Origin of the sequence: Nocardioides sp., assembly GCF_004803405.1 — a bacterium.
Classification (GTDB): Bacteria; Actinomycetota; Actinomycetes; order Propionibacteriales; family Nocardioidaceae; genus Nocardioides; species Nocardioides vastitatis.
Map to the genome: position 1 here is coordinate 51401 of NZ_SSXI01000144.1, position 24362 is coordinate 75762.

General features: G+C 69.7%; 23 protein-coding genes. 12 read left to right on the top strand and 11 right to left on the bottom strand.

Going from position 1 to position 24362, the window contains the following annotated elements:
- Window positions 1-6: 6 nt before the first annotated feature.
- On the bottom strand, window positions 7-1014 hold the full coding sequence (gene gmd, locus E7Z54_RS10370) for a GDP-mannose 4,6-dehydratase (RefSeq protein WP_136433443.1): 1008 nt from the start codon (window positions 1012-1014) through the stop codon (window positions 7-9).
- A 24-nt stretch (window positions 1015-1038) separates the two neighbouring features.
- Here gmd and E7Z54_RS10375 point away from each other — a divergent pair, with 24 nt between their 5' ends.
- A complete protein-coding gene (locus tag E7Z54_RS10375) occupies window positions 1039-2124 on the top strand; it encodes a glycosyltransferase (protein WP_136433445.1) in 1086 nt (361 codons plus the stop codon).
- Here E7Z54_RS10375 and E7Z54_RS10380 read toward each other — a convergent pair.
- Window positions 2097-3077, bottom strand: coding sequence for a GDP-mannose 4,6-dehydratase (locus tag E7Z54_RS10380; RefSeq protein ID WP_168798266.1), 981 nt, complete (start codon window positions 3075-3077; stop codon window positions 2097-2099). The two genes, E7Z54_RS10375 and E7Z54_RS10380, sit on opposite strands and share 28 nt — an antisense overlap.
- A gap of 133 nt (window positions 3078-3210) precedes the next feature.
- Between E7Z54_RS10380 and E7Z54_RS10385 the strand changes: the two genes are divergently transcribed.
- From E7Z54_RS10385 to E7Z54_RS10395, 3 genes are all read left to right on the top strand, one after another.
- The gene (locus E7Z54_RS10385) at window positions 3211-4194 is read left to right on the top strand and encodes an NAD-dependent epimerase/dehydratase family protein (protein WP_136433449.1); all 984 of its coding nucleotides are present in this window, start codon (window positions 3211-3213) and stop codon (window positions 4192-4194) included.
- Window positions 4195-4204: 10 nt separating this feature from the next.
- Complete coding sequence (locus tag E7Z54_RS10390) at window positions 4205-5395, top strand: glycosyltransferase family 4 protein (protein WP_136433451.1); 1191 nt, start codon at window positions 4205-4207, stop codon at window positions 5393-5395.
- A 132-nt stretch (window positions 5396-5527) separates the two neighbouring features.
- The gene (locus tag E7Z54_RS10395; RefSeq protein ID WP_136433452.1) at window positions 5528-6250 is read left to right on the top strand and encodes a sugar transferase; all 723 of its coding nucleotides are present in this window, start codon (window positions 5528-5530) and stop codon (window positions 6248-6250) included.
- On the opposite strand, the gene E7Z54_RS10400 is transcribed toward E7Z54_RS10395, so the two are convergent.
- Window positions 6214-7569 carry an O-antigen ligase family protein gene (locus E7Z54_RS10400; RefSeq protein ID WP_136433454.1) on the bottom strand — a complete coding sequence of 452 codons (1356 nt, stop codon included), beginning with the start codon at window positions 7567-7569 and terminating at the stop codon, window positions 6214-6216. The genes E7Z54_RS10395 and E7Z54_RS10400 overlap by 37 nt on opposite strands.
- Window positions 7570-7651: 82 nt before the next feature.
- Window positions 7652-7927 (bottom strand): MoaD/ThiS family protein, encoded by a 276-nt coding sequence (locus E7Z54_RS10405; RefSeq protein ID WP_136433456.1) that lies wholly within the window; start codon window positions 7925-7927, stop codon window positions 7652-7654.
- Between the two features lie 133 nt (window positions 7928-8060).
- On the opposite strand from E7Z54_RS10405, the gene E7Z54_RS10410 reads away from it, so the two are divergent.
- The 4 genes from E7Z54_RS10410 to E7Z54_RS10425 are packed head-to-tail and all read left to right on the top strand — an operon-like array spanning window position 8061 to window position 12643.
- Window positions 8061-8795 (top strand): response regulator transcription factor, encoded by a 735-nt coding sequence (locus tag E7Z54_RS10410; protein ID WP_136433458.1) that lies wholly within the window; start codon window positions 8061-8063, stop codon window positions 8793-8795.
- A 47-nt stretch (window positions 8796-8842) separates the two neighbouring features.
- The gene (gene mshD, locus E7Z54_RS10415; RefSeq protein ID WP_240769613.1) at window positions 8843-9703 is read left to right on the top strand and encodes a mycothiol synthase; all 861 of its coding nucleotides are present in this window, start codon (window positions 8843-8845) and stop codon (window positions 9701-9703) included.
- A 43-nt stretch (window positions 9704-9746) separates the two neighbouring features.
- Window positions 9747-12041: a hypothetical protein gene (locus E7Z54_RS10420; protein ID WP_136433460.1), complete on the top strand. Its 2295-nt coding sequence runs from the start codon at window positions 9747-9749 to the stop codon at window positions 12039-12041.
- The gene (locus E7Z54_RS10425) at window positions 12023-12643 is read left to right on the top strand and encodes a hypothetical protein (RefSeq protein WP_136433462.1); all 621 of its coding nucleotides are present in this window, start codon (window positions 12023-12025) and stop codon (window positions 12641-12643) included. Before E7Z54_RS10420 ends, E7Z54_RS10425 begins: the two co-directional genes overlap by 19 nt.
- On the opposite strand, the gene E7Z54_RS10430 is transcribed toward E7Z54_RS10425, so the two are convergent.
- Window positions 12644-13675 carry an alpha/beta hydrolase gene (locus tag E7Z54_RS10430; RefSeq protein ID WP_240769614.1) on the bottom strand — a complete coding sequence of 344 codons (1032 nt, stop codon included), beginning with the start codon at window positions 13673-13675 and terminating at the stop codon, window positions 12644-12646.
- Between the two features lie 215 nt (window positions 13676-13890).
- Between E7Z54_RS10430 and E7Z54_RS10435 the strand changes: the two genes are divergently transcribed.
- The 3 genes from E7Z54_RS10435 to E7Z54_RS10445 all read left to right on the top strand — a co-directional run bounded on the left by E7Z54_RS10435 (window position 13891) and on the right by E7Z54_RS10445 (window position 17705).
- A complete protein-coding gene (locus E7Z54_RS10435; protein ID WP_206056127.1) occupies window positions 13891-15948 on the top strand; it encodes an RNA degradosome polyphosphate kinase in 2058 nt (685 codons plus the stop codon).
- A 130-nt stretch (window positions 15949-16078) separates the two neighbouring features.
- A complete protein-coding gene (locus E7Z54_RS10440; RefSeq protein ID WP_136433465.1) occupies window positions 16079-16696 on the top strand; it encodes a DUF47 domain-containing protein in 618 nt (205 codons plus the stop codon).
- 4 nt (window positions 16697-16700) lie between these two features.
- Window positions 16701-17705, top strand: a complete 1005-nt coding sequence (locus tag E7Z54_RS10445; protein ID WP_136433466.1) for an inorganic phosphate transporter — start codon at window positions 16701-16703, stop codon at window positions 17703-17705.
- A 28-nt stretch (window positions 17706-17733) separates the two neighbouring features.
- Here the strand turns inward: E7Z54_RS10445 and E7Z54_RS10450 are convergent, their stop codons facing one another.
- The 6 genes from E7Z54_RS10450 to E7Z54_RS10475 form a co-directional block, all read right to left on the bottom strand.
- Window positions 17734-18501, bottom strand: a complete 768-nt coding sequence (locus tag E7Z54_RS10450) for a winged helix-turn-helix transcriptional regulator (RefSeq protein WP_136433467.1) — start codon at window positions 18499-18501, stop codon at window positions 17734-17736.
- An 8-nt stretch (window positions 18502-18509) separates the two neighbouring features.
- A complete protein-coding gene (pstB, locus tag E7Z54_RS10455) occupies window positions 18510-19280 on the bottom strand; it encodes a phosphate ABC transporter ATP-binding protein PstB (RefSeq protein ID WP_206056128.1) in 771 nt (256 codons plus the stop codon).
- 124 nt (window positions 19281-19404) lie between these two features.
- Window positions 19405-20313: a phosphate ABC transporter permease PstA gene (gene pstA / locus E7Z54_RS10460; protein WP_136433469.1), complete on the bottom strand. Its 909-nt coding sequence runs from the start codon at window positions 20311-20313 to the stop codon at window positions 19405-19407.
- Window positions 20313-21254 carry a phosphate ABC transporter permease subunit PstC gene (gene pstC / locus E7Z54_RS10465; RefSeq protein WP_136433471.1) on the bottom strand — a complete coding sequence of 314 codons (942 nt, stop codon included), beginning with the start codon at window positions 21252-21254 and terminating at the stop codon, window positions 20313-20315. Before pstC ends, pstA begins: the two co-directional genes overlap by 1 nt.
- Before the next feature lie 27 nt (window positions 21255-21281).
- A complete protein-coding gene (locus E7Z54_RS10470) occupies window positions 21282-22226 on the bottom strand; it encodes a PstS family phosphate ABC transporter substrate-binding protein (protein ID WP_136433473.1) in 945 nt (314 codons plus the stop codon).
- A gap of 171 nt (window positions 22227-22397) precedes the next feature.
- Window positions 22398-23261: an NUDIX hydrolase gene (locus E7Z54_RS10475; RefSeq protein ID WP_136433475.1), complete on the bottom strand. Its 864-nt coding sequence runs from the start codon at window positions 23259-23261 to the stop codon at window positions 22398-22400.
- 47 nt (window positions 23262-23308) lie between these two features.
- Here E7Z54_RS10475 and E7Z54_RS10480 point away from each other — a divergent pair, with 47 nt between their 5' ends.
- Window positions 23309-24355, top strand: coding sequence for a hypothetical protein (locus tag E7Z54_RS10480; RefSeq protein WP_136433477.1), 1047 nt, complete (start codon window positions 23309-23311; stop codon window positions 24353-24355).
- The last annotated feature ends 7 nt before the right edge of the window (window positions 24356-24362 follow it).

Genomic DNA, 24362 nt, shown 5'->3' on the forward strand with positions numbered 1-24362 from the left:
CGGATGCTAGTCCTTCGCGTGCCCGGCGAGTTCCCGCTTGTGCTGGACCAGCCGTCCCAGCTCGGCGATGTCGGCGTCGACCATCAGCTCCGCCAGCGCCTTGGCGTGGGTCGAGGCCTTCCAGCCGAGGACCTCCTGCGCCTTCGACGCGTCGCCGATCAGGGCGTCGACCTCGGTGGGCCGCTCGTAGGACTTCTCGTAACGCACGTGCTCCTCCCAGTCGAGGCCCGCGTGCCCGAACGCGTACTCGCAGAACTCACGCACCGTGGTGCCGACACCGGTCGCCAGGACGTAGTCCTGCGGCTCGTCGTGCTGGAGCATCCGCCACATGCCCTCGACGTACTCGGGCGCGTAGCCCCAGTCGCGGACCGCATCGAGGTTGCCGAGGTCGAGGTGGTCGGTGATCCCCAGCTTGATGGACGCGACACCGAGGGTGATCTTGCGCGTCACGAAGCTCTCACCTCGGCGAGGTGACTCGTGGTTGAACAGGATCCCGGAGACCGCGAACAGGTCGTAGGCCTCGCGGTAGTTGATCGTCACCCAGTGGGAGTAGAGCTTGGCTGCGCCGTAGGGAGAGCGTGGGTAGAACACCGTGTCCTCCCTCTGCGGCGGAGGTGTCGCGCCGAACATCTCCGAGGTGGACGCCTGGTAGAACCGGCAGTCGATCCTGGCTGCGCGGATCGCCTCGAGCAGCCGAAGGGTGCCGACCGCGTCGGTCGACGCGGTGTACTCCGGCAGCTCGAACGAGACCTTCACGTGGCTCTGCGCGCCCAGGTTGTACACCTCGTGCGGTGCGATGTCGCGGATCTGGTTCCCCAGGCTGACCCCGTCGGTCAGGTCGCCGTAGTGCAGGTGCAGATCGTTGTCACCGTGCAGGTGGTCGATCCGGCTGCGGTTCAGGGTCGACGATCGGCGAACCAGTCCATGCACCTCGTAGCCCTTGCTGAGCAGCAGTTCCGCGAGGTACGAGCCGTCCTGGCCGGTGATGCCGGTGATGAGTGCCCGTTTAGTCACGGAGTCACAGTATCGTCGCGCCTCATGCATCTGGTGGTGGACGCCGTTGCCGTGCAGGCCGGCAGCTCGGCGATCGTGGTCGAGCACCTGCTTCGCGGTTGGACCGAGCTGGCACCGGACGACCGGATCACGGTTCTGGCCGGCCGGGACGGCCTGGCCTTCGAACCCCCCACCGGCGTGGAGGTGGTGGTCCTGCAGCCGCCGATGGCGGGCAAGGCGGGCGCACTCTGGCTGCGCACCGTGGGGGTACGACGCGGGGCCCGCGCCGCCGGTGCCGACGCACTGTTGTCCGGCGTCCCGGCCAGCGGTCTCCTCGGCGCCGGCTGCCCGCGCGGGATCATCCTCTACGACCTGCGCCACGAGCTCCGGCCACACCAGTTCTCGAGAAGGTCTCGGCTGGCGCGTCGGGTGTCCTGGGGCTGGAGCATGCGTCAGGCCGACGGGATCTTCACGATCTCCGAGAGGACCCTCGACGATCTGCGACGACGGCACCCGCGCGTCGCCCACAAGGGGGCGGCGGCCGTGCTCGGCTCCGACCATGCGCAGGCGTGGCCGGACCCGGAGGCCGCCGATCCTCCCTATGCACTGGCCTTCGGGCACTTCGCGAACAAGAACGCCGACGCCGTGATCGCGGGCTGGGCCGCGTTCTGCGCGACCGACCAACGCTGGCTCCTGCGGCTCGTCGGGATGGGGAACGCCGACCGCGCGGCCGCCGAGGCTCAGGTGCGCGACCTCGGCATCGGCAGGCGCGTCGAGCTCATGCCGTGGCTCGACGACGAGTCGTTCCGCCAGTGGTTCAGCGGCGCCGGGCTGGTGATCTTCCCTTCCGACTTCGAGGGCTTCGGGCTGCCCGCCGCGGAGGCACTCCGGCTCGGGATCCCGGTCGTGGTGTCCGACGACCGGGCACTGGCGGAGGTGACCGGCGGCCATGCGGTCACCGCGGCCTCGACCTCGGCCGCCGATCTCGCCGAGGCCTACCGCGCCGCGATCGCACTCACGCCGGAGCAGCGCTCGGCCGGCCGACGGTACGCAGGGGCGTTCACCTGGCGTCGTACGGCCGAGGTCGTGCGGCGCGGACTGACTCAGTCCGCCGAGCGCGGGAACAGGTAGTCGACCGACTCCGCGACACCCGAGCGGAGCCGGGCCATGTCGACGGCCACCATCTGGCCGACCAGCTCCTTCAACCGCATCTGCGCGCGCCAGCCGATCGCACGCAGGGCGGGCTCCGGGTCGGCCACCAGTACGGCGGTGTCCGCGGGCCGGACGAGCGACGGATCCTGCTCGACGTAGGTTCCGGCTCTACCGAGACCGGCCGCTGCGAAGGCACACTCCACGAGCTCGAGCAGGCTGTGGGGCCGACCGGTGCCGATAGGCAGGTCGACCGGGTCGTCCGCCGCCGTCATCAGCCGGATCGCCTCGACGTAGTCACCGGCGAATCCCCAGTCCCGGACCACATCGAGCGTGCCGAGCACCAACCGGTCGCTCTGCCCGAGCGCGATCTCGGCCACACCGCGGGTGATCTTGCGGGTCACGAACGCCACGGTCCGCACAGGACTCTCGTGGATGTGGAGCCGGGCGTAGCAGGCATGCAGACCCGACTGCTCCCGGGCGGTGCGCACCACGTCCTCTGCCGCAGCCTTCGCTCGCGCGTAGGGACTCTCCGCTGCCGTACCGGACACCTCGGCCGTCGACGCCTGGAAGAAGCGCACGTCCCGCCCGGTCCGGTCCCGGGTCGCCAGCACTGCGTCGACGAGCACCTCGACGGCGGTCTGGTTGACCGCGATCGTGAGCTCCGGCTGTTGCCAGCTGCGGCCGACCGAGCTGACCGCAGCGAGGTTGTAGACCTCGGTCGGCTCCACCTGCTCCACCAGAGTGCGGAGCGCGGGGGCGTCGCGTACATCGAGCGGCACGACCTCGACTCCCTGGAGGTACGTGGCCACGCGGAGCGACCCGGCACTCTCGGGCGTGACAGTCCCCACGACTCGCTTCCCGTCACGGAGCAGGGAATGCGCCAGGTAGATGCCGTCCTGCCCACCGACGCCGGTAACGAGAGCGGTGTCCACGCGGCGAGTGTAGGTGTCGTCCACAGGGGGCCCGTGACGCGACCGCGGAAGGGTCGTTGAGAATGGTGTCGCTGGGGGGCGAATGGCTGCGCGTGCACTGATCTCGGCATGCACTGATTTAGAGGAGACGCACATGAACTCGAGCCCCGTCGACGTACTGGTCGCCGGCGGAGGAGGCTTCATCGGGGGCCATCTCGTCGCCGATCTCCTCGCGCAGGGCAAGACGGTCCGCGCTGTCGACGTCAAGCCGTACGACGAGTGGTACCAGGTCCACGACGGCGCGCAGAACCAGCGCGCGGACCTGGCGCTGCTCGACAGCGCCGAGGCCGCCACGGCCGGTGCGCGGGAGGTCTACATGCTCGCCGCCGACATGGGCGGCATGGGCTTCATCGAGAACAACAAGGCCCTGTGCATGCTGTCCGTGCTCACCAGCACCCACATGCTGCAGGCCGCGCAGAAGCACGACGTGGAGCGCTACTTCTACTCCTCGTCGGCCTGCGTGTACGCCGCTGACAAGCAGACCGACACCGCGGTCACCGCGCTGAAGGAGAGCGACGCCTACCCGGCGATGCCGGAGGACGGCTACGGCTGGGAGAAGCTCTTCAGCGAGCGGATGTGCCGCCACTTCGCCGAGGACTTCGGCATGGTCACCCGCGTCGCGCGGTACCACAACGTCTACGGCCCGGAGGGCACCTGGACCGGCGGCCGGGAGAAGGCGCCCGCGGCCGTGTGCCGCAAGATCGCCGAGGCTGTCATCACCGGCAACCACGAGGTCGAGATCTGGGGCGACGGTGAGCAGACCCGCAGCTTCATGTACGTCGACGACTGCCTCAAGGGCTCGCAGATGATCCTCGCCAGCGACCTCGAGGAGCCGATCAACCTGGGCTCCGCCGAGCTGGTCTCGATCAACCAGCTGTACACCATCGTGGAGGAGATCGCTGGCATCCGGTGTGAGCGGAAGTACAAGCTGGACGCGCCCCAGGGCGTGCGCGGCCGCAACTCCGACAACACCCGGATCAAGGAGGTCTTCGACTGGGAGCCCTCCGTGACCCTGGCGGACGGGCTCGCGAAGACCTACGCCTGGGTGTACGACCAGGTCAAGCGCGCCCAGGGCTGAGGTCTACCGCGTGCGCATCTTGGTGCACGACCACAGCGGACACCCGTTCCAGGCCGAGCTGAGCCGGGAGCTGGCCCGTCGTGGTCATGCCGTCACCCACTCCTACGCAGCGGGCTACGTGTCGGGCAAGGGCCGACTCGAGCCGGCACCTGGGGAGACCATCACCTTCGAGGGAATCGGCGGCGACAAGCCGATCGACAACCTCCGCTTCGCCAGTCGGCTGTGGCGCGAGGTCGTCCGTGGCTTCGCGCTGACCAGCGAGGTCCGCCGGGTGCGCGCCGACATCACCATGGTCTCCAACGCACAGATTCCGACCCTCGTCGTCTTCGCCTTCCTGATGGCTCTGCTTCGAAAGCCCTGGGTGCTGTGGCACCAGGACGTCTACGCAGTGGCCGTGCGTTCCTTCGCCGGCGAGAAGCTGGGACGCGGCTTCCGGTCAGTCGCCGCCATCTTCGAGGTCGCGGAGCGGTGGTGCTCCCGCCACGCGGCAGCCATCGTCGTGATCGCGCCGTCGTTCGTCCCTGTCCACGAAGCGTGGGGCACCTCGGAGAAGGTCACTGTGATCCCGAACTGGGCGCCGCTCGACGAGATCGTGCCCACCGCACGTAAGAACGACTGGGCCACCGAGCACGAGCTGGACGACGAGAAGACGATCCTCTACTCCGGCACCCTCGGGCTCAAGCACAACCCAGCGCTGCTCGTACGGCTGGCACGCTCCGTGATCGACCACGGCAGCCGGGTGCGGCTGGTGGTCGTCAACGACGGGCCCGCTGTCGCGGTGCTCCGCGCCGAGGCCGACCGGCTGGATGTCCCGATCACCCTGCTGCCCTTCCAGCCCTACGAGCGGCTGCCCGAGGTGCTCGGCACCGGAGACGTCCTGGTGGTGCTCCTCGAGCAGGCCGCCGGCGCGTTCTCCGTGCCGTCCAAGACCCTCTCCTATCTCTGCGCCGGCAGGCCGGTCCTCGGCCTGATGCCATCGGAGAACCTCGCCTCGGCCCTGATCACGCGAGCCGGAGGGGCGGTGCTGCCGCCCGTCGACGAGTCCCTGTCGGCCGCCGCGACGTGGGTCGCCGACGTGCTGGGGGATGACGAGATGCGCGCGGAGCTCGGCGAGGCGGCCCGAGACCTCGCCGAGGAGGAGTTCGCCCTCGACCGCTGCGCTGACCGGTTCGAGGCTCTGTTGCTGCAGGCCGGTCGGTAAATCCGGGCCCACGAGGAACGGGCGTGGAATTTCCCTCAACTTTCGTATCCCCTCGCCAACTCGCTCGTTGAGGGATTCGCGGAACGCTCCATTCCGCTCGACTCGGGCAGCCAGGAAGGTCGCTGGGGGGACATGAGGAGGCTGATCGTTGTGCGCAAGCGCCTGTTCGACGTCGTCGTGATCACCCTGGCGGCCGTTGTTTGGGTCCCCGTGGTGCTCCTTGCGGCCCTGGCCGTCCTGCTGCTGTCCGGGCGGCCCATCTTCTACCGCTCGCAACGCTGGGTCGGCCCCGGCCGGGCGATCGAGATGCTGAAGCTGCGGGTGATGGTGCCCGACGCCCACACGATCAAGGACCACGACGCGTCGGACCTGTTCTTGAACACCCTGCCGGACTCCCCTCTCTACACGCCGGTCGGTCGCGTGCTCGACCGTCTGGGCATCAACGAGATCCCGCAGTTCCTCCACGTCCTGCAGGGACACATGAGCATCGTCGGCGCGCGACCGCTGACCGACGACGTGCGTGACGCGTTGGTGGAGGCGCACGGCGCCATCGACGATCGTTGGGAGTCGCCGGCGGGGCTGACCGGCCTGCCCCAGCTCGTCGGTCGCACCGCGCTGACAGATCAGCAGCGGCTGCAGCTCGAGTGCGCGTACTCCCGCCTGGTGATGGAGGGCGGCTACCGGATCCGGACCGACTTCATGATCCTGCTGTCGACCGTCCTGATCACCTTCGGTCTTCGCAAGCCGATGACCTTCCCGGAGGCGCTGGCGTTCGCCACGCTGCGGCCGACGCGGGTGCGCCAGCTGGCGTCGCAGTCCTACACGCCCTCCCGCGACGTCGACGCCGTGGCCTGAACCGCAGCCTCCTCGGGCACCTGCACACGTTCCGGCGGGCGGGACGCTGCCCAGCAGGCGGCGCTGAGGCTGACCGGTAGCCACAGGGTCCTGTTGTCGAGGACGGGCACGGCGGCCATCAGGCCGACGTAGGCCCAGGCCGGGTAGGCGAGCCGCCGCAATGGGTGGTGGGTGAAGAGCGGCCGGGTGAGGCTGAAGAGGACGAAGAAGAACCCGATGAGGCCGATCAGGCCGGTGGCCATCGCGACTGCGACGACGACGTTGTGCACTTCGATGACGTCGGCGAACCCGCTTCCGATGAACGGGCTGGCCTGGAACGCGTCCAGCCCCTTCTCCGTCGCTTCGCGGCGAATCCGGTCCGAGCCCTCGGCGTCCTGGGTGCCGGCGAGCCGGTCGAGTGCGGAGCCGTCGCTGCTTGCCGCAATCACCACGGGCAACGCGCAGATCAGAAGCGCTCCGCCCAGGGCCAGGATGAAGCCCTTGAACACCGAGCGCTCCACGAGCGGGATCATCACGACCAGCCCGGCGATCACCAGCAGTGCCGCTCGGCTGCCGCTCATCAGCACTGACTGGACGCACAGCGCGGCGCTTCCAAGCACGATCAGCCGGTACCACAGCTCGCGCCGCAGGTAGAAGAGATAGAGGAGAGCGGCCACCGCCATCAACCCGGCTTCGGCCAGAGCGTTCGGGTGGTGGGTGAGCCCGACATAGCGGTTCCCGCCCTCCAGCGGGCCTTCGGCGAACGCGACCACCACACTCACCAGGTGGCCGGCGACATAGCTGCCGAGCAGAAGGCTGACGACCAGCGCCGTCGGTTGCCACAGAGCCACCACGCACACGAGCCCCACGATCAGCATGAGCCACTGGATGAACTCGAGTGCGCTCGCCAGTGGATCCGGCGAGACTGCGGTCGCGAGCCATCCAGTCACGAAGATGGCTGCTACGCCGAGGAGATAGGTCCCGGGCAGCCGCACCGCCCTGGTGAGCAGGGTGGGGACCAGGAGCAGGATGCCGAGCGCGAGGAGCATGTCCGTCGGTGTCCAGGGCGAGTCCGGAGCCGAGGCGAGACCCTTCGCCATGGGAGCCGTGGCGAAGGCTGCGGTCAGGGTGAGCACCGCGGTCCGCTCCCGACCGAAGAGCGCCAGGAGCAGGAGGTAACCGGCAGCGAGCAGAGCGAGCATCGCGACCTCCGGCCTGAGCGTCGCAGCTGCCACCAGGCCCGCACCGCCGATGACCAGGGCGAGGGTGACCAGCCGACGCTCGACCAGCCCGTCGGACGCGGCAGCGGAGACGGGTCGCGCGCTTGTCTGGCTCGACACTGCTCTCCTTTGCCCGGTCACCGTCGTCCGCACCGACGGCCGGACGGAGTCTAAGGGACGGCCGTCCCCGTCACTGAGCGACTCAGCCACCTGCGAAGGGAGGCAGGAACTCCACAGTGTCACCGGGTCGCACCACGACCGCCCCCGGGTCCCCGGACGAGACGGGGCGATCGCCGATGAGCACCGAGCAGACCGCGATCACGTCGGGCAGGCGGGAATCCGGATGGCGTTGCGCCACCTCGGCCCGCAGCTCCGCCAGGCTCAAGGGTCCCGGGACGTCCACCGACTCCTCGGCCACTCCTGCCGCAGAGCGTGCGGCGGCCCAGTAGCGGACCCGGATGGTCTTCGTCTCATTCACCGTCAATCTCTTCCCCGTTGCGCAGGCGTTTCGCTATCGTCCCCTACAGGAAAACTGATATGGGCCGGGACCCAGCGCTGCGTTTCGGTCTCGACACGGCGCTGCCGTTCTCGGCGCCAGTGAGGAGACCCGAGTGAGCACTCTTCTGCTCCTGACCAGCGCCTTGCAACCCTCTGCCGAGGTCCTGCCCGGTCTGGCCCTCCTCGGCCACCATGTCAAGATCCTGCCCGCCGAGGGCAGCGCGCTGCTCGAGGCACCGGAGTCCGACCTGGTTCTGGTCGACGGCCGGCACGACCTGGCGAGCTCGCGCGACCTGTGCCGTCTGATCCGGACCACGGGCACCGACATCCCCGTCATCCTGGTCGCGACCGAGGGTGGCCTGGCCGTCGTCGCCCACGACTGGGGTATGGACGACGTCGTCCTGCACACCTGCGGCCCCGCCGAGCTCGAGGCCCGGATCAAGCTGGCCATCGGTCGGCTGGCGGCCGCCCGTGAGGCGGCCGATCCCGAGGCCCACGTCATCCGCTCCGGTGAGGTCGTCGTGGACGACGCCACCTACACCGCGAAGGTGGGCGGCCGCGTGCTGGACCTGACCTTCAAGGAGTTCGAGCTCCTGAAGTTCCTCGCCCAGCACCCGGGCCGGGTCTTCAGCCGCCAGCAGCTGCTGCAGGAGGTGTGGGGCTACGACTACTTCGGTGGCACCCGCACCGTCGACGTTCACGTCCGGCGACTCCGCGCGAAGCTCGGCCCTGAGAACGAGACGCTGATCGGCACCGTGCGCAATGTCGGCTACCGGTTCGTACTGCCGTCCAAGGACGCGGAGGCAGCCGCGGCCCGAGTGCCCGAGCGCGACGACGTCGGCGCCTGAGACGGTCCGCGTCCGAGCGGCCCGGGGGGCCGCGATAACGTCGAGGCGTGGCTCCCGACGACCTGCTCCTGGTCGGTGACGACGCTCTTGCCGCCGTCACCGAGGTGCGCCGAGCCTGCGCCGAGCACGACGGCGCGGACCCTCTCGACGAGGCCGCCCACCTCCGGCTGAAGCACGACGGCCTGGCCGGCACCGACGCGTGGGTGACACGTGACGGCTTCGCTCTGCGCAGGGGGGCCGAGGTGGACCTGGCCGTGGCGCCACCCGCCCGGGAGAACGGTCTCGGCGGCCGACTCGCGGAGTTGGCGTGCCTGGAGCCGGGAAAGATCAGCGCGTGGTCGCACGGTGACCACCCCGCCGCCGCCCGCCTGGCCGACCGGCTCGGCTTCGCCCGCGAGCGGGAGCTGTGGGTGATGCGCCGGCCGTCGGCCCTCCCCCTTCCCCCGGTGGATCCGCCGCCGGGCGTGCTCATTCGTGACTACGGAGATCGCGACGCCGCCGCCCTGCTGGAGGTGAACGGGGCCGCGTTCGCACACCATCCCGAGCAGGGCGCAATGGACCAGGCCGGGCTCGCGGAGCGGATGGCAGAGCCCTGGTTCGACCCCGCCGGCCTCCTCCTGGCCGTGGGTGACGACGGCGAGCTGCTGGGCTTCCACTGGACCAAGCAGCACGACGATGCGACCGGCGAGGTCTACGTCATCGGCATCTCGCCCGCCGCACAGGGCCACGGCCTCGGGCGCGTCCTCACCCTCGCGGGCCTTCACCATCTCGCCGCCCGAGGCGTGGATCAGGTGCTGCTCTACGTCGAGTCCGACAACTCCGCAGCGCTGCGGCTCTACGACGGCCTCGGCTTCACGCACGCCGCAGCGGACACCCACGTGCAGTACCGACGAGCAGGACGATCTTGAACATCACCCCCAACTCAGCACAGCCTGAGTAGATTTGCCTCCTATGAGCTCTGTCACCGACGGCGAGCCGGGGCCTGAGGGCGGCCGGCTGGCTGACGCGCGTCGCGGACGCGGCCGGGGACGGAGAGGTCACCACTGGCGCAGCGACGACGAGGGTGCCCCGGTCGCCGGGGAGCTCGACCCCGACGAGGTCGAGGCCCTGCTACGCCTCGGGTCCACGTCCGAGGAGAGTGATCGTCGTCCGGAGGACGCGGCGGCCGACGCACCGGGTGTCGCGAAGTCCCGGGCCGAGGATGCCGAGAGCATCTCCTCCCGCGTCAGCGGGCGGCTTGGCGACGCCCCCGCGCTGCCCGCCGACACCGGCGAGGTCAACTGGGGAGTGCTGGTGACTCCGGCCGAGGATGACCGGCCGCCGACGCCGGAGCCGGCCGACGTCGGCGCCGACAACACCGACGCCGCCGCCGAGTGGGCTCGCCTGATCGAGCGGTCCGCAGGCCGGTCGGACGACTTCGCCGCCGAGGAGAGCGAGGTCGCCGCCGAGGAGGCCGAGCCGCAGCTCGACCAGCCCGCGCGGCAGCGGAGCGAGGAGTCAGCCGAGGAGCGGGTCATCGCCGACGCTGTCGAAGGCGGCTTCGCCGAGCCGATCCCGGCGGTTCAGCCCAAGGGGCTCGCCCGGTTCCGCCGGCGACCCACGGCCTCCGGTTCCCTGCCGAAGCTCCACACGCGGGCCGGATCCGACTTCGCCGACCCGCCGCTGCTCGACGAGCCCATTCCCGACGTCGACGGGCCGAGCGAGGTCGTCAAGCGCCCGGCCGAGGTGCTGTCGCACACGCACGTCGAGCTCGAGGCGCAGTCGCACCCGGACGTGGACGAGATCCCGACCGACGCTGAGCGCGCCGCCGCCGAGGAGGCAGCCGCCGAGCACAGCGGGACCGTCCAGCGGCTGCGCGCCGAGCTGGTCGAGATCCAGCAGCAGGCCCTGGAGCTCGCTCGGGCCAGGCTCGAGGCGGAGGCGGCGGCGGCCGAGCAGGCCTACGCCCGCGCCGAGGCGGAGGCGCGCGCCGCCGAGTACCTCGAGAAGGTCGCCGAGATCCGGGCGCGCATGGTGGCCGACGGCGACCCCGTCGTCGACACTCCTGGCCCTACCGCCAGCTCGGCCGGCGCGATCGGCGTCACCCTCACGCCTCCCCTCGACGAGTCTCCCGTCGAGGAGCCCGCGGTGGAGGCGACGTCGGGAACCGACGTGCCCGACCGGACCTGGGAGATCGACCCGCAGGAGGCAGCGCCCGAACTCGTCGATGAGTCCGCGGGTGCCGACGCGCCGCCTGTCCCGACCGGGGCGCCCGACGTGCACATCGATCCCCAGCCGTCGCTCGTCGAGCGTTGGCGTTCCGGGGCGACGACGCCTCCTACGACCGACGACACCGACGACATCGACGACATCGAGGACGCCGACTTCGAGACAGTCGAGGACCCGCTCGACGACGCTCTCGAGGAGTCGCTCGAGGATGCGGAGCCGGTCCTGGTGGAGGCGCCCAGCCTGCTCGATCAGTGGCGCGCCACCGCCACCAGCGTCGAGCCCGCGACACATCTCGAAGGCGTCGACGAGCCCATCGATGGGCCCGCCGATGGGCCCACCGACGACCCAACCGAGGCCCCGTACGACGTCGAGGCCTACGCCGAGGCCGAGGACGAAGCCGAGGTCGAGGCGGAACCGGAGCCGGTCGCGACACCCGAGCCGGACGCCGAGCCCGATGCCGAGCCGGACGCCGAGCCCGAGGCCGATGCCGATGCCGAGCCGGATGCCGAGTCCGCGATCGAGCCCGAGTCGCTCGTCAAGCTCGTCGCGGCACGAGCGGCGGAGGTGGTGCCACCGAAGCCGGCCGCGGCGCCCGCGGTGGCGGTCAAGCGCATCCCCTTCCACTCCCGGCGCGGCAACGGCAGCCTGCCGTGGATCGCGACGATCGCCGCCCTGGCCTGCGCCTTCGTCGTCGGTCGGATGGCGTATCTCGGCACCCTGTGGGACGACGTCCCGCTCAGCGTCACGATGACGGTCGTCGCCACGATCCTGCTGGGTTTCGCCCTCAAGGCCGGCAACTCCGCGCGTAGCGTGCACCTCGACGAGTCGGGCATCTTGAAGGTCACCGTCGGTGACATGAACAGCCGGTTCGACCTCACCAGCCCGAACACGAGGATCGAGCAGACAGGTGCGCCGGGCCAGCGGAACTGGCGGGTCTCGATCCTCCGACGCAGCATGTCTCCGGTCACCATCGACTCCCGCATGGTCGACCCGCACATCTTCATGAAGGCCCTTCGCCAGTGGCGACCGGACCTCTAGGCACCGACCCCGCGGACTCCCTCCGCTCGGAGCGAGACGTCCTGGCGCGCCGCTGCGCTGACGCGGAGGAGCAGATCCAGCGTCTGACCACCGAGCTCGAGCAGGCGCGTGCACAGCTCGCCGCCTACGAGTCTGAGGGCACCGCCGGGATCTCCCTCCTCTCCGGACAGCCGGCCTCCTCCGACCGCCTCACCGGGGACGGCAGCGACCCGCGCGTCCTGTCTCTGTTCCTGGCCGCCACAGCGGTGGTCGCCGCGATGGTCGCCTTCCTGGCACTCGTCAACGGCAAGCTCGGCACGCCCTTCGGGGTGGTGATGGTGCTGCTCACCATCGGTCTGGTCTGGGGCGCGGCCCGCAGCCGGGTCGTCCCGGTGGAGGTCAGCGTCGTCCGCGGGGTCGTGTACGTCGTGCAGGGTGAGGCCAGCCACCGCTTCGACCTCCGCAAGGAGCACACCCAGGTGCAGATGGTCGGACAGCCCGACGACCCGGGCTGGTCCGTCCGGTTCCCGCGACGCCACATGGAGCCGGTCGTGATCGACCGCACGATGGTCGACCCGCACGACTTCGTCTGGCAGCTGCGGGAGTACCGGCCGCAGCTCTGATCAGACCAGCGCCGCCCGCAGCCGTCCGGCGATCTCGAGGACGGCCGCTCGGCTGGTCCGGCCGACGCCCACGATGTTGAGGAAGCCGTGGATCTGGTCGGCGAACCGCTCGAGCTCGACCGACACACCCGCATCCGCCAGCCTGCGGGCGTACGCCTCGCCCTCGTCACGCAACGGGTCGAATCCGGCGGTCGCGACGAAGGCAGGGGCGAGTCCCTCGGGCAGCTCCGCACGCACCGGCGAGAGTCGCTCGTCCAGGAGCTGCGACGGGTCCGAGGTGTAGGAGGAGTTGGCCCGGTCCATGAACTCCTTGGTCAGGTAGAAGCCCTCCGAGAAGATCCGGGCGCTGTCGTTGTCGCGCAGCGCGTCGGCGCAGGGGTAGACCAGCATCTGCCATGCGACCGGGACCCCGTCCCGCGCGGCCGCGATCGCGACCCAGGCCGCCAGGTTGGCGCCGGCGGAGTCGCCGCCGACCGCGACCCGGGCCGGGTCGGCGCGCAGGTCCTCGGCGTTCTTGTGGATCCAGCGGAAGGCGTCGTACGCATCCTCGTGCGCCGCTGGGATCGTGTGCTCGGGTGCCAGCCGGTAGTCGACGGCCAGCACCGGTACCCCGGAGCGCTCGGCGAGCACCCGGCACGGCGCGTCGTGCGAGTCCAGGTCTCCCTCCATGAATCCACCACCGTGGAAGAAGACCAGCAGCGGCCCGAGCGAGCGCCGCGGCACGACCGGCGCGGTGGGCAGGTAGTGCCGCGCCGGTCGGCCCGCGACCTCGAGGTCGCGGACCGCTCCGATCGGCTGCCGCCCGCCGACGATCCCGGACTCGTGGCGCAGGTCGTCGCGCATCTTCTCGATCGGCACCTGCTCGTCGCGCCGCCGCGCGAGGGACTGCAGTCGCAGCAGCAGCTGGAGGTCGGTGGCGAGGGTCTGTCCGTCGCGGACGACGGGGCGGCCCGCGAGCGGGCGCTGGACCTTCTCAGGGAGCCCCATCAGGGCCTTGAGGGCGACTGCTTCGACGGCGGCGCGCGGACTCACGCGCACAACCTAGTCGGTACGGCGCCCGCCCGGCCGCGACGGTCACCTGCCGTTCACCCGGCGGTGCGACACTGAATCCCATGTCCTCCGAGCCGCAGCACGACGTCGAGCGGGCCGACCACCGCGGCGGCCTCGCAGCCGTCCCCGCACCGGCAGCCGCACCGGCGCCGAGCGAGGGGACGATGCTGAGCACGCCGTACGTCCCGGACCCGGAGATGATGGCCGCCATCGCCGACCAGCCGGACCGTTTCCTGGACCGCGAGCTGTCGTGGCTTCGGTTCAACGAGCGGGTCCTCGAGCTGGCGGAGGACGAGGAGCTGCCCCTGCTGGAGCGTGCCCGGTTCCTGGCGATCTTCACCAGCAACCTCGACGAGTTCTTCATGGTCCGCGTCGCCGGGCTGAAGCGCCGGATCGCGACCGGCCTCGCCGTCCGGGCCGTCTCGGGGCTGATGCCGCGCGATGCCCTGGAGCTGATCTGGAACCGTGCCGGCGAGCTCAGCCAGCGCCACGCGCGCACGTTCCGCGAGCAGGTGGTGCCGGCCCTGCGCGAGCACGACATCGAGCTGGTTCGCTGGGCAGATCTCGACAAGGACGAGCAGAAGTTCTGCAAGCGGCTGTTCAAGGAGCGGATCTTCCCGGTGCTGACGCCGCTGGCGGTCGACCCGGCCCACCCCTTCCCCTACATCTCGGGCCTCTCGCTCAACCTGGCCGTCCTCATTCGCAACCCGAAGACCGGCAAGGACCACTTCGCGCGCGTCAAGGTGCCTTCGAACTTCGACCGCTTCGTCGCGCTCGGCAACGCCCGGTTCGTCCCGCTGGAGGATGTGATCGGCGCGCACCTCGGCAGGCTCTTCCCCGGCATGGACGTGCTGGAGGTGCACACCTTCCGGGTGACCCGCAACGAGGACCTCGAGGTCGAGGAGGACGACGCCGAGAACCTCCTCGCCGCACTCGAGAAGGAGCTGCTGCGTCGTAAGTTCGGCCCACCGGTCCGGCTCGAGGTCGAGGAGTCGATCTCGGCGTCGGTGCTGGAGCTGCTGGTCTCCGAGCTCGACATCAGCGAGCACGAGGTGTTCCGCCTGCCCGGGCCGCTCGACCTCCGCGGCCTGCACAGCATCGCCGACCTGCCTCGCGAGGATCTCAAGTACCCCTCCTTCGTCCCGACGACGCACCGCCGCCTGGCCGAGGTGGAGTCCGCGGCACCGGTCGACGTGTTCAAGGCACTGCGCAGGCACGACGTGCTCGTCCATCACCCGTACGACTCCTTCGCGACCTCGGTCCAGCGGTTCATCGAGCAGGCGGCCGCGGACCCGCACGTGCTGGCGATCAAGCAGACGCTCTACCGCACCTCGGGCGACTCGCCGATCATCGACGCCCTCATCGACGCGGCCGAGGCCGGCAAGCAGGTGCTGGTCCTCGTCGAGATCAAGGCTCGCTTCGACGAGCAGGCCAACATCCGCTGGGCGCGCAAGCTCGAGCAGGCCGGGTGTCACGTCGTCTACGGCCTGGTGGGACTCAAGACCCACTGCAAGCTGGCGATGGTGGTGCGCGACGAGCCGGAGGGCATTCGGCGCTACACCCACATCGGCACGGGCAACTACAACCCCAAGACGTCCCGGATGTATGAGGACCTGGGGCTGCTGACGACCGACGAGACCATCGGCGAGGACGTCGCGCACCTCTTCAACAACCTGTCCGGGTGGTCCCGCAAGGCGACGTACGACGAGCTGCTGGTCGCGCCGGACTCGGTCCGCAGCGGCCTGATCGACCGGATCCACGCCGAGATCGCCCACCACAAGGCGGGGCGCCCCGCGGGCATCCGCGTCAAGGCGAACTCCGTGGTGGACGAGCCGATCATCGACGCGCTCTATCTCGCCTCGACCGAGGGAGTGAAGGTCGAGCTGCTGATCCGCGGCATCTGCGCCCTGCGCCCCGGCGTGCCGGGGCTGAGCGACAACATCACGGTGCGCTCGATCCTCGGGCGGTTCCTCGAGCACAGCCGGATCTTCGCCTTCGCGGGCGGAGGCGACCCGGAGGCGTGGATCGGCTCGGCCGACATGATGCACCGCAACCTGGACCGCCGGGTCGAAGTGCTGGTCCGACTGCCGAGGCACAGCCAGGAGGAGGTTCGTGAGCTCCTGGACCTCGCGTTCGCGCCCACGACACAGGCCTGGGAGCTCGGACCGAGCGGCGAGTGGACCCGGAACGCCGGATCCGAGCACCTGCAGGAGACTTTGATCGAGCGGCAGCGCAGGCGCCGGCAGGCGCCCTGACCTGCGACAACGTGGCCCGCGCCGGGCCACGTGCTGGTCGACACACCGTGCCGCTGGGCCGCGGGTTGCGTTCACCAGAGCGTGACCCCCTAGCATGAGTCCGTTCGCCTCCGCCTCAACGGGAGTCCATGTGGGTCTGCGTCTGCGTCCGGTCGATACCTCCTTCTACGACCTCTTCACCCAGTCGGCGCAGCATCTCGTCGCCGGCGCCGAGCTTCTCGCCGAGATGCTCTCCGACTCCTCCGACAAGGTGACGGTCGCCGAGCGCATGCGCGCGGCCGAGCACGCTGCGGACGAGACCACCCACGAGATCGTCAAGAAGGTCAACAGCACCTTCGTCACGCCGATCGACCGCGAGGACATCTACAACCTCGGGTCCGGTCTCGACGACGTCATGGACATGATGGACGAGGCCGTCGACCTGATCCTGCTCTACGAGGTCGAGGCCCTCCCGCCGGAGCTCTCCGAGCAGGTCGACGTCCTCCAGCGCTGCGCGGAGCTGACGGCCAACGCGATGCCGCGGCTGCGGTCGATGAAGTCTCTCGAGGACTACTGGATCGAGATCAACCGACTCGAGAACACCGGCGACCGCAACCACCGGCGCACGCTCGCGAAGCTGTTCTCCGGTGAGTTCTCGACCATCGAGGTCCTCAAGCTGAAGGACATCGTCGAATCCCTCGAGGGCGCCATCGACGCCTTCGAGAAGGTCGCGAACATCGTGGAACAGATCGCCGTCAAGGAAAGCTGAGCGGGTGTCCGTAACCCTCGCGATCGTCATCGCGGTCGTCGTCGTTGCCCTGGTGTTCGACTACACCAACGGGTTCCACGACGCGGCGAACGCGATCGCCACCTCGGTCTCGACCCGCGCGCTGACCCCCAAGGTCGCCCTCGCGCTGGCCGCGATCATGAACTTCGTGGGCGCCTTCCTCGGGCAGAAGGTCGCCCACACGGTCAGCGACACGATCTCCCCACCAGAGTCGAACCATGGGCTGATCATCGTGATGGCCGGCCTGATCGGCGCGATCGTGTGGAACCTGATCACCTGGTACTTCGGGCTGCCCTCGTCCTCCTCGCACGCCCTGATCGGCGGCCTCGTGGGTGCTGCTCTTGCGGCAACGGTCGCGGTCTCCTGGGACACGGTGCTGCAGAAGGTCGTGATCCCGATGTTCATCTCCCCGCTGGTCGCGTTCGCGCTCGGCGGGAGCGTCATGCTGGCCATCCTGTGGATCTTCAAGGGCGCCGGCCCGCACAAGGCCAACCGCGGGTTCCGGATCATGCAGACGGTTTCGGCTGCCGCGATGGCGCTCGGGCACGGCCTCCAGGACGCCCAGAAGACGATGGGCGTGATCTTCCTCGCCCTGCTCACCGGCGGCTACGTCGGAGCTGACGACGACCTTCCCCTCTGGGTGATCTTCGCGGCCGCGGCCGCGATCTCGCTCGGCACCTGGGCCGGCGGCTGGCGGATCATGCGCACCCTCGGCCGTCGGATCATCGCCCTCGACCCGCCGCAGGGCTTCGCCGCCGAGTCCGTCGCGGCGTCCGTGCTCTACACGACGGCCTTTGTCTACGAGGCGCCGATCTCCACCACGCACACGATCACCTCGGCGGTGATGGGCGTGGGTGCCACGAAGCGCCTCTCCGCGGTGCGCTGGGGAGTGGCACGCACCATCCTCGCGGCCTGGGTGCTGACGTTCCCGATGGCGGCCTCGGTCGCTGCGCTCAGCTACTTCATCCTGCACGGCATCACGCGCCTCTGAGCATCCGGGCCGCAGGCTCCCCCTGGGGTCAGTCCGGGTCCGGGGTCAGCGAGTAGCCACGCCCGCGGATCCGTCGTACGACGGCGGCGCCGTGGAGGCGGCTGCGCAACCGGGTGACGTGCATGGCGATGGTGTTGCCGCCGGGGCGGCTGCTCGCAGTCCCCCACAGCGCATCCCGCAGCTCGTCGTCGCTCACCACTCCCGGCGCCCGCAGCATCAACGCGCGCAGCAGCTCGAACTCCTTCAGCGGCAGGTCCGCGATCCGCTCGCCGTGCACCCGGACGCTGTAGGCGGTGGCGTCGAGCACGATCGGGCCGACCTCGAGCCGGGCGTGCTCCGCGAGCGAGCGGGGCGCGTGCGAGAGCAGCTCCCACAGGTGCGGCGCCGCATAGGGTCGCAGGACCACGGCAGACGCGCCGGCCAGGATCAGCGCGCCGACCTCGCGGGACTCCGCGCCGGAGGGGTCGACCGCTCCCGCGATGACGTACGGCGAGCCGTGCCGCCGGATCGCGCCGACGAACTCCGCGGGGGCGATCCCTGGAGCGTCGGGGGCCAGCAGGACGGCGTGCGGATCGGTGCGACCGAACTCGACGAGGCCGTCGATCGTCGAGGTGACCCAGGTGACGTGCACCCCTCGGCCCGCCATCGCCTCGGACAGCGCCCCGTCGTCGCCCATGGGGTCGACGACGAGGAGCTGGGCACCCGCTGTCTCCGCCCAGCGGTGGAGGTAGGCACGGACGGTCTGCTGTCGTGTGACGGATCCCGAGAAGGACGCACGCGGTGACTGCGTGCTCATCGCATCGCTCAGCCGAACCGACCCGAGATGTAGTCCTCGGTGCGCTTGTCGAACGGGTTGGAGAACAGCTGCTTGGTGCGGTCGAACTCGACGAGGAGGCCGGTCCGGTTGCCGGTGGTCTCGTCCGGCTTCGCGGTGAAGAAGGCGGTTCGGTCGGAGACCCGAGCGGCCTGCTGCATGTTGTGGGTGACGACGATGATCGTGTACTCGTCACGCAGCTGCATCATCAGGTCCTCGATCTTCGAGGTCGCGATCGGGTCGAGCGCCGAGCAGGGCTCGTCCATCAAGATGACGTCGGGCTTCGTGGCGATCGTCCGTGCGATGCACAGCCGCTGCTGCTGGCCGCCCGAGAGCCCGTACGCCGACTGCTTGAGCTTGTCCTTGACCTCGTCCCACAGCGCGGCACCACGCAATGCCTCCTCGACCAGGTCGTCCATGCTGTCGACCTTCATGCCGGTGACCCGCGGTCCGTAGGCGATGTTGTCGTAGATCGACTTGGGGAACGGGTTCGGCTTCTGGAAGACCATCCCGATGTGGGTGCGGACCGCGATCGGGTCCACCTTCTTCTCGTAGATGTTCTGTCCGTGGTAGAGCACCGAGCCCTCGACCCGGGCGCCGGCGACGAGGTCGTTCATGCGGTTCAGGCAGCGCAGCACCGTCGACTTGCCGCAGCCGGAGGGCCCGATCATCGCGGTGATCTCGTTCTTGCCGAACTGCAGGTTGACGTCGTGCACGGCGTGGAAGTCGCCGTAGAACACGTTGAGACCGTCGGCCTCCATCACGGCTTCGGCGGGGACTTCGCCGATCGTCTGCTCACCCTCGATGGCGGAGTACACGTCGAAGCGCGGCTCCTCGGGGGTGCTCGTGCTGAACGTCGCAGGGTGACTGGCCATTACGGGGCTCCTACCAGGACTTCTGGAACTTGTTGCGGATGATGATGGCGACCGCGTTCATTGCGAGAACCATGACGAGTAGCACGATGATCGCGGCCGAGGCGGCCGTCTGGAAGGCCTCCTGCGAGTTGCTGGACAGATTGAAGATCTGGATCGGCAGCGCCGTGACCTTGCTGTCGAGGCCGGTCGGCAGGAACCGCACGGTCGCGATGCCCACCAGAATCAGCGGCGCGGCCTCCCCGATGGCGCGGGAGAGCCCGAGGATCGTGCCGGTCGCGATGCCGGGCACCGCCGACGGGAGCGTCTGGCGCCAGGTGGTCTGCCACGGCGTCGCGCCCAGGGCCAACGACGCCTGCCGGATGTCCTGCGGGACCGCCCGCACCGCCTCACGGGTCGTGATGATCACGACCGGCAGGATCAGCAGGGCCAGCGCGATCGCGCCGCCGATCACGATGCCGCCGAACGCGAACCCCAGAAAGCTCATGATCGCCCCGGCGAGCATGCCGTAGATGATCGAGGGCACCGCGGCGAGGTTCTGCAGGTTCACCTCGATCAGCTTGTTGTACCAGCGGGTGCCGTCCGCGAACTCCTCGAGGTGGAGGGCGGCGGCGATGCCGAGCGGGATCGCCAGCAACGCGGTGGTGGCCATCAGCCACAGCGAGCCCACGATGCCGGCCTTGAAGCCGGTGCGCTCGGGGAAGAGCGTCGACTCGAAGCGGGTGAACAGGTTGCCGTCGAGACGCGGCGCTCCCGCGATGGCGGTGTCGATGATCAGCGCCAGGAGCACCATGATCCCGAAGAACAGCGAGAACCAGAGCGCACCGAGGAACAGCAGCGACTTGATGTCGCGGTCGCGGGTCCGGCCGCTCGCGATCGTGGCCAGCGTGACTTCACTGGCGGTGGACGCAGCAACACTCATCAGTAGGCCTGCCTGAATCGTCGGACGATGGCGATGCTGACCGCGTTGATCACGAAGGTGATCGCGAACAGCAGCAGGGCCACCGCGAAGAGCATGTTGTACCCCGGCGTGCCGACGGGCGTCTCACCCTGGGCGGTCTGCGCGATGAAGGCGGTCATGGTCTGGCGTCCCTCACCGGGGTCCAGGCTCATGTTCTTCGCGGCGCCGCCGGCCATGGTCACGATCATCGTCTCGCCGACGGCACGGGACAGGCCCAGCACGACGGCGGCGGCGATGCCGGACAGGGCGGCCGGAAACACCACGCGCAGCGTGGTCTGCATCCGGTTGGCACCCATCGCGAAAGAGCCCTGGCGCAGCGCCTGCGGGACGGCGCTCAGTGCGTCCTCGGCCAGCGAGGCGACCGTGGGGATGATCATCACGCCGAGCACCAGGCCGGCGGACCAGGAGTTGAAGAAGCTGACCTCGAGACCGAGCCAGCCCTGCAGCACGATCTGGGTCACGAAGTAGACGGCGAAGAAGCCGTAGACGACCGACGGGACTCCCGCGAGGAGCTCGACCGTCGGCTTGAGCCACTTCCGAGCACGCTTCGAGGCGTACTCCGAGAGGTACATCGCGGCACCCAAGCCGAACGGCACGGCGACCACGAGCGCGATCGCGGTCGTGATGGCCGTGCCCATCATCAGCGGAACCACCGCAGGGCGGATGTCCTGGCTGCCGATGTCCTTGGTGGCGAAGAACTGGCCGACGGGCACCTGCTGGAAGAACTCGATCGTAGGCCCGATGATCGCGGCGACGATGCCGAAGGTGATGCCGATCGACAGCACTGCCGCAAGCAGCAGCAGTGCCTTGATAACGGCCTCGCCCGGTCGCGACCGGGCGGAGAGATCGGGGGCCGTCAGGCCCGCCCCGGGGGGCGGGCCTGACGTGAGTGCATCAGACATGAACTCGATTTTCCGGTAGGGGCTACGTCAGCCCGCGAGGCCCTCGAGGGCCGTCTTGGTCTCCGCGTAGTCCTCGTCGTTGAGCGGGATGTACTTCGCGCCCTTGGCGATGGCGGCGAGGTTCTCGATGTAGAAGTCGGTGTACGCCTTGACCGCTTCGTTGTCGTTGTACTTGGCGTTGTTCACGTAGATGAACAGCGGGCGGGCCAGCGGGGTGTACTCCCCGGCCTGCGCGGTCTCGGCCGACGGCGCGACGCAGCCCTGGCCGTCGTCGATCTGGAGGGCCTTCACCTTGTCGGCGTTCTCCTCGAAGTAGGTGTAGCCGAAGAAGCCGACCGCGCCCTCGGTGCCGGACACGCCCTGGACCAGCACGTTGTCGTCCTCGGAGCTCTCGAAGTCCTCACGAAGCGTCTCGGACTCGTCGCCCACGACGTCGGCGGCCATGTAGTCATAGGTGCCGGAGTCGGTGCCGGGGATGAAGCCGGCGACCTTCGTGTCGGGGAAGCTCGGGTCGAGGTCGCTCCACTTGGTGACCTTCGAGTTCGGGCCGAAGAGCTCCACGACCTGCTCGGTGGTGAGGCAGTCGACCGCGAGGTCGGGGTGGACGACGACGGTCAGCGCGTCGGTCGCGACGAGGAGCTCGGTGTACTCGATGCCGGCGTCGGTGCAGGCAGTCGCCTCCTCGTCCTTGATCGGGCGCGAGGCGTTGGAGATGTCGGTGTCGCCGCTGCAGAACTTCTCGAAGCCGCCGCCGGTGCCGGCGAAGCCCACCGACACCTCGATGTCGGAGTTCTCATCGGCGAGGAGCTCGGCCGCGGCGCTGCTCATCGGGTAGACGGTCGAGGAGCCGTCCACGGTGACCGAGCCGCTGGCGCCGCTGCCGCCCTCGGCACCCCCACCGCAAGCGGTGAGGATAAGGGCGAGTGCAGCGCCACCGGGAACCAGCGCGCGGCGGAAGGGAGTGACGTTCAAGGAACTTGCCTCTCAGACCTGAGGGGCGTTCTTCGGGCCCCCCGATTCGTACCTGGACACTGGAAACGTAAGGAGCGCCGGTAACACAACTCCCCGGCAGACCTGAACGCACGGTGAACAGTGGCGGTCAGTGGGGCGATGCTCGGTGGCCCACGTCTCAGACGGAGCGGCTCAGGTCACGCCGTGACGCTCCACGGCGACGATGCCACCCTTGCGCACGTGCAGGACCAGCATCTCGCCGGGCTCGAGCTGCGGCGTCCTGGCCGCCAGGTCGAGGCCTGCGGCGTCGTACACCATGGGCAGCACGGGCCGGTGGCTGCAGAGCACGACGCCCTCGTCACCGCCGAGGAGGTCGTCCACCATCAGCTCGACCGTCTCCGGGGTCGCGCCGTCCTCGGTGAGCCGGTCACTCAGCTCGAGCCGGTAGCCGGTCGTGTCCGCGTAGGGCCGCACCGTCTGAAGACAGCGGGTGCTCGTCGACGACACCACTCGCGTGACGTCGTACGCGGCGAGGATCGGCACCAGGCGCTCGGCTTGCAGCTGGCCGTCCTTGAGCAGCGGCCGGTCGGCGTCGTCACCGCGCCACGCCTTGCGGGAGCGGGCCTTCGCGTGCCGGAGTACGACGACCGCGTGAGTCTTGCGCCGGACCCTGCGCGCGCTGGCGAGGGTCTCCCGGTCCCACGGATGCGTCAGCCGGACGGGCGCCTCGTCGATCGGCACCCACTCCACCTGGTCGATCTCGTCGTTGGGGCGGTAGCCGGAGACGTCGTCGTCGCCGACCACACGGCCGGTCCAGTAGTAGACCGTCTTCATCCGGCGTGCCACCGGGTAGCGCTGGAGCGGGAGCGGGGGGCCGAGGCGGACGTGCACCCCGGTCTCCTCGACCACCTCGCGCACCGCGGCTGCCGTCGCGTGCTCCCCGGGATCCAGCTTGCCCTTCGGGAATGACCAGTCGTCATACTTCGGGCGGTGCACGAGGAGGACCTCGCGACCGGGACGGAAGGTGACCACGCCGGCGGCGAGGATGTCGGGCACGGCGCTAGTCTGCACTGTCCGCACGAGATGAGGGAGAGCCACCGCTGATGCGTCGACGATGGATCGTCCTCGGCGCCGTCGCGATCCTGGTCGGGGCCGCCTCGGTGGTCGGGTTCGTGAAGCTTCGTGACGACCGCAGCCGGTTCGCCCAGGCGGTCGCGCTGGCACCCGAGTCGAGCGCCCGCTTCAACTGGACCGACTGGGCGGGCGTGCGGGCCGAGCTGGACGCGGACCTCACCGGCTCGTCGTCGACCGACCAGCTGGACGAGTTCCTGCTGGAGGCGTTCGACCGCGACCTCTCCTCGACGACGGCGCTCAGTGAGTCCGCGCCGACCATCCACGCCGAGCTCGGCTTCTCCCCCGCCACGATCGACTGGGAGCTCTTCGCCCAGGGCGAGCGCGGCGCCGTCGTGATCATGGGCCTTCCGGAGTCCTTCGACGTCGATCACCTGCGCGCCTCACTGAAAGAGGTGGGGTTCACCGAGCCCGACCAGGCCGACGGCGTGTGGCTGGGAGGCGTCGACCTCCTCGAGGGCCTGGACGGTCCGGTCACGCCGGAGCTCGCGGCACTGCAGATCGACGAGGAGGAGGGCCTGCTCTTCGGCAGCGACAACCCCGGGTACCTGGAGGCGCGGGCGGACGCCGAGCGTGGCGAGCGGGATGACGGGGTGGCTGAGGTGATCGACGGGGTCGGCGAGGCGCTGACCGCCACCGCCTACACCGGCGAGCAGGCCTGCGCGGCGCTGTCGATGACCGAGGCCGACGCAACCGACCGCACCCGTGCCGCCGAGCTGGTCGAGCAGGCGGGTGAGGTCAACCCGCTCACGGGCTTCGCGATCGCCGGCCGGCCCGGCGGCGACGTACGCGTCGCGATGTCGTTCGACACCGAGGACCAGGCGCGCAACAACGCGGACAGCCGCTCGCGACTCGCCGTCGGTCCCGCCCCCGGGCAGGGCGGCTCCTTCGGCGAGCGGTTCTCGTTGGGCAAGGTGGTCGCCCACGGGCGGACAGTGACGATGGAGCTCGAGCCGGTCGACGGCGCCTTCGTGCTGTCCGACCTCAGCCACGGGCCGGTGCTGTTCGCGACCTGCTAGAGGCACC

Coding starts and splice junctions, on each gene's coding strand:
- E7Z54_RS10375 (WP_136433445.1), top strand. CDS start 1,039: ATGCATCTGGTGGTGGACGCCGTTGCCGTGCAGGCCGGCAGCTCGGCG.
- E7Z54_RS10435 (WP_206056127.1), top strand. CDS start 13,891: ATGATGGCCGCCATCGCCGACCAGCCGGACCGTTTCCTGGACCGCGAG.
- E7Z54_RS10420 (WP_136433460.1), top strand. CDS start 9,747: ATGAGCTCTGTCACCGACGGCGAGCCGGGGCCTGAGGGCGGCCGGCTG.
- pstB (WP_206056128.1), bottom strand. CDS start 19,280: ATGGAGGCCGACGGTCTCAACGTGTTCTACGGCGACTTCCACGCCGTG.
- E7Z54_RS10450 (WP_136433467.1), bottom strand. CDS start 18,501: ATGAGCACGCAGTCACCGCGTGCGTCCTTCTCGGGATCCGTCACACGA.
- pstA (WP_136433469.1), bottom strand. CDS start 20,313: ATGAGTGTTGCTGCGTCCACCGCCAGTGAAGTCACGCTGGCCACGATC.
- E7Z54_RS10385 (WP_136433449.1), top strand. CDS start 3,211: ATGAACTCGAGCCCCGTCGACGTACTGGTCGCCGGCGGAGGAGGCTTC.
- pstC (WP_136433471.1), bottom strand. CDS start 21,254: ATGTCTGATGCACTCACGTCAGGCCCGCCCCCCGGGGCGGGCCTGACG.
- E7Z54_RS10395 (WP_136433452.1), top strand. CDS start 5,528: ATGAGGAGGCTGATCGTTGTGCGCAAGCGCCTGTTCGACGTCGTCGTG.
- E7Z54_RS10480 (WP_136433477.1), top strand. CDS start 23,309: ATGCGTCGACGATGGATCGTCCTCGGCGCCGTCGCGATCCTGGTCGGG.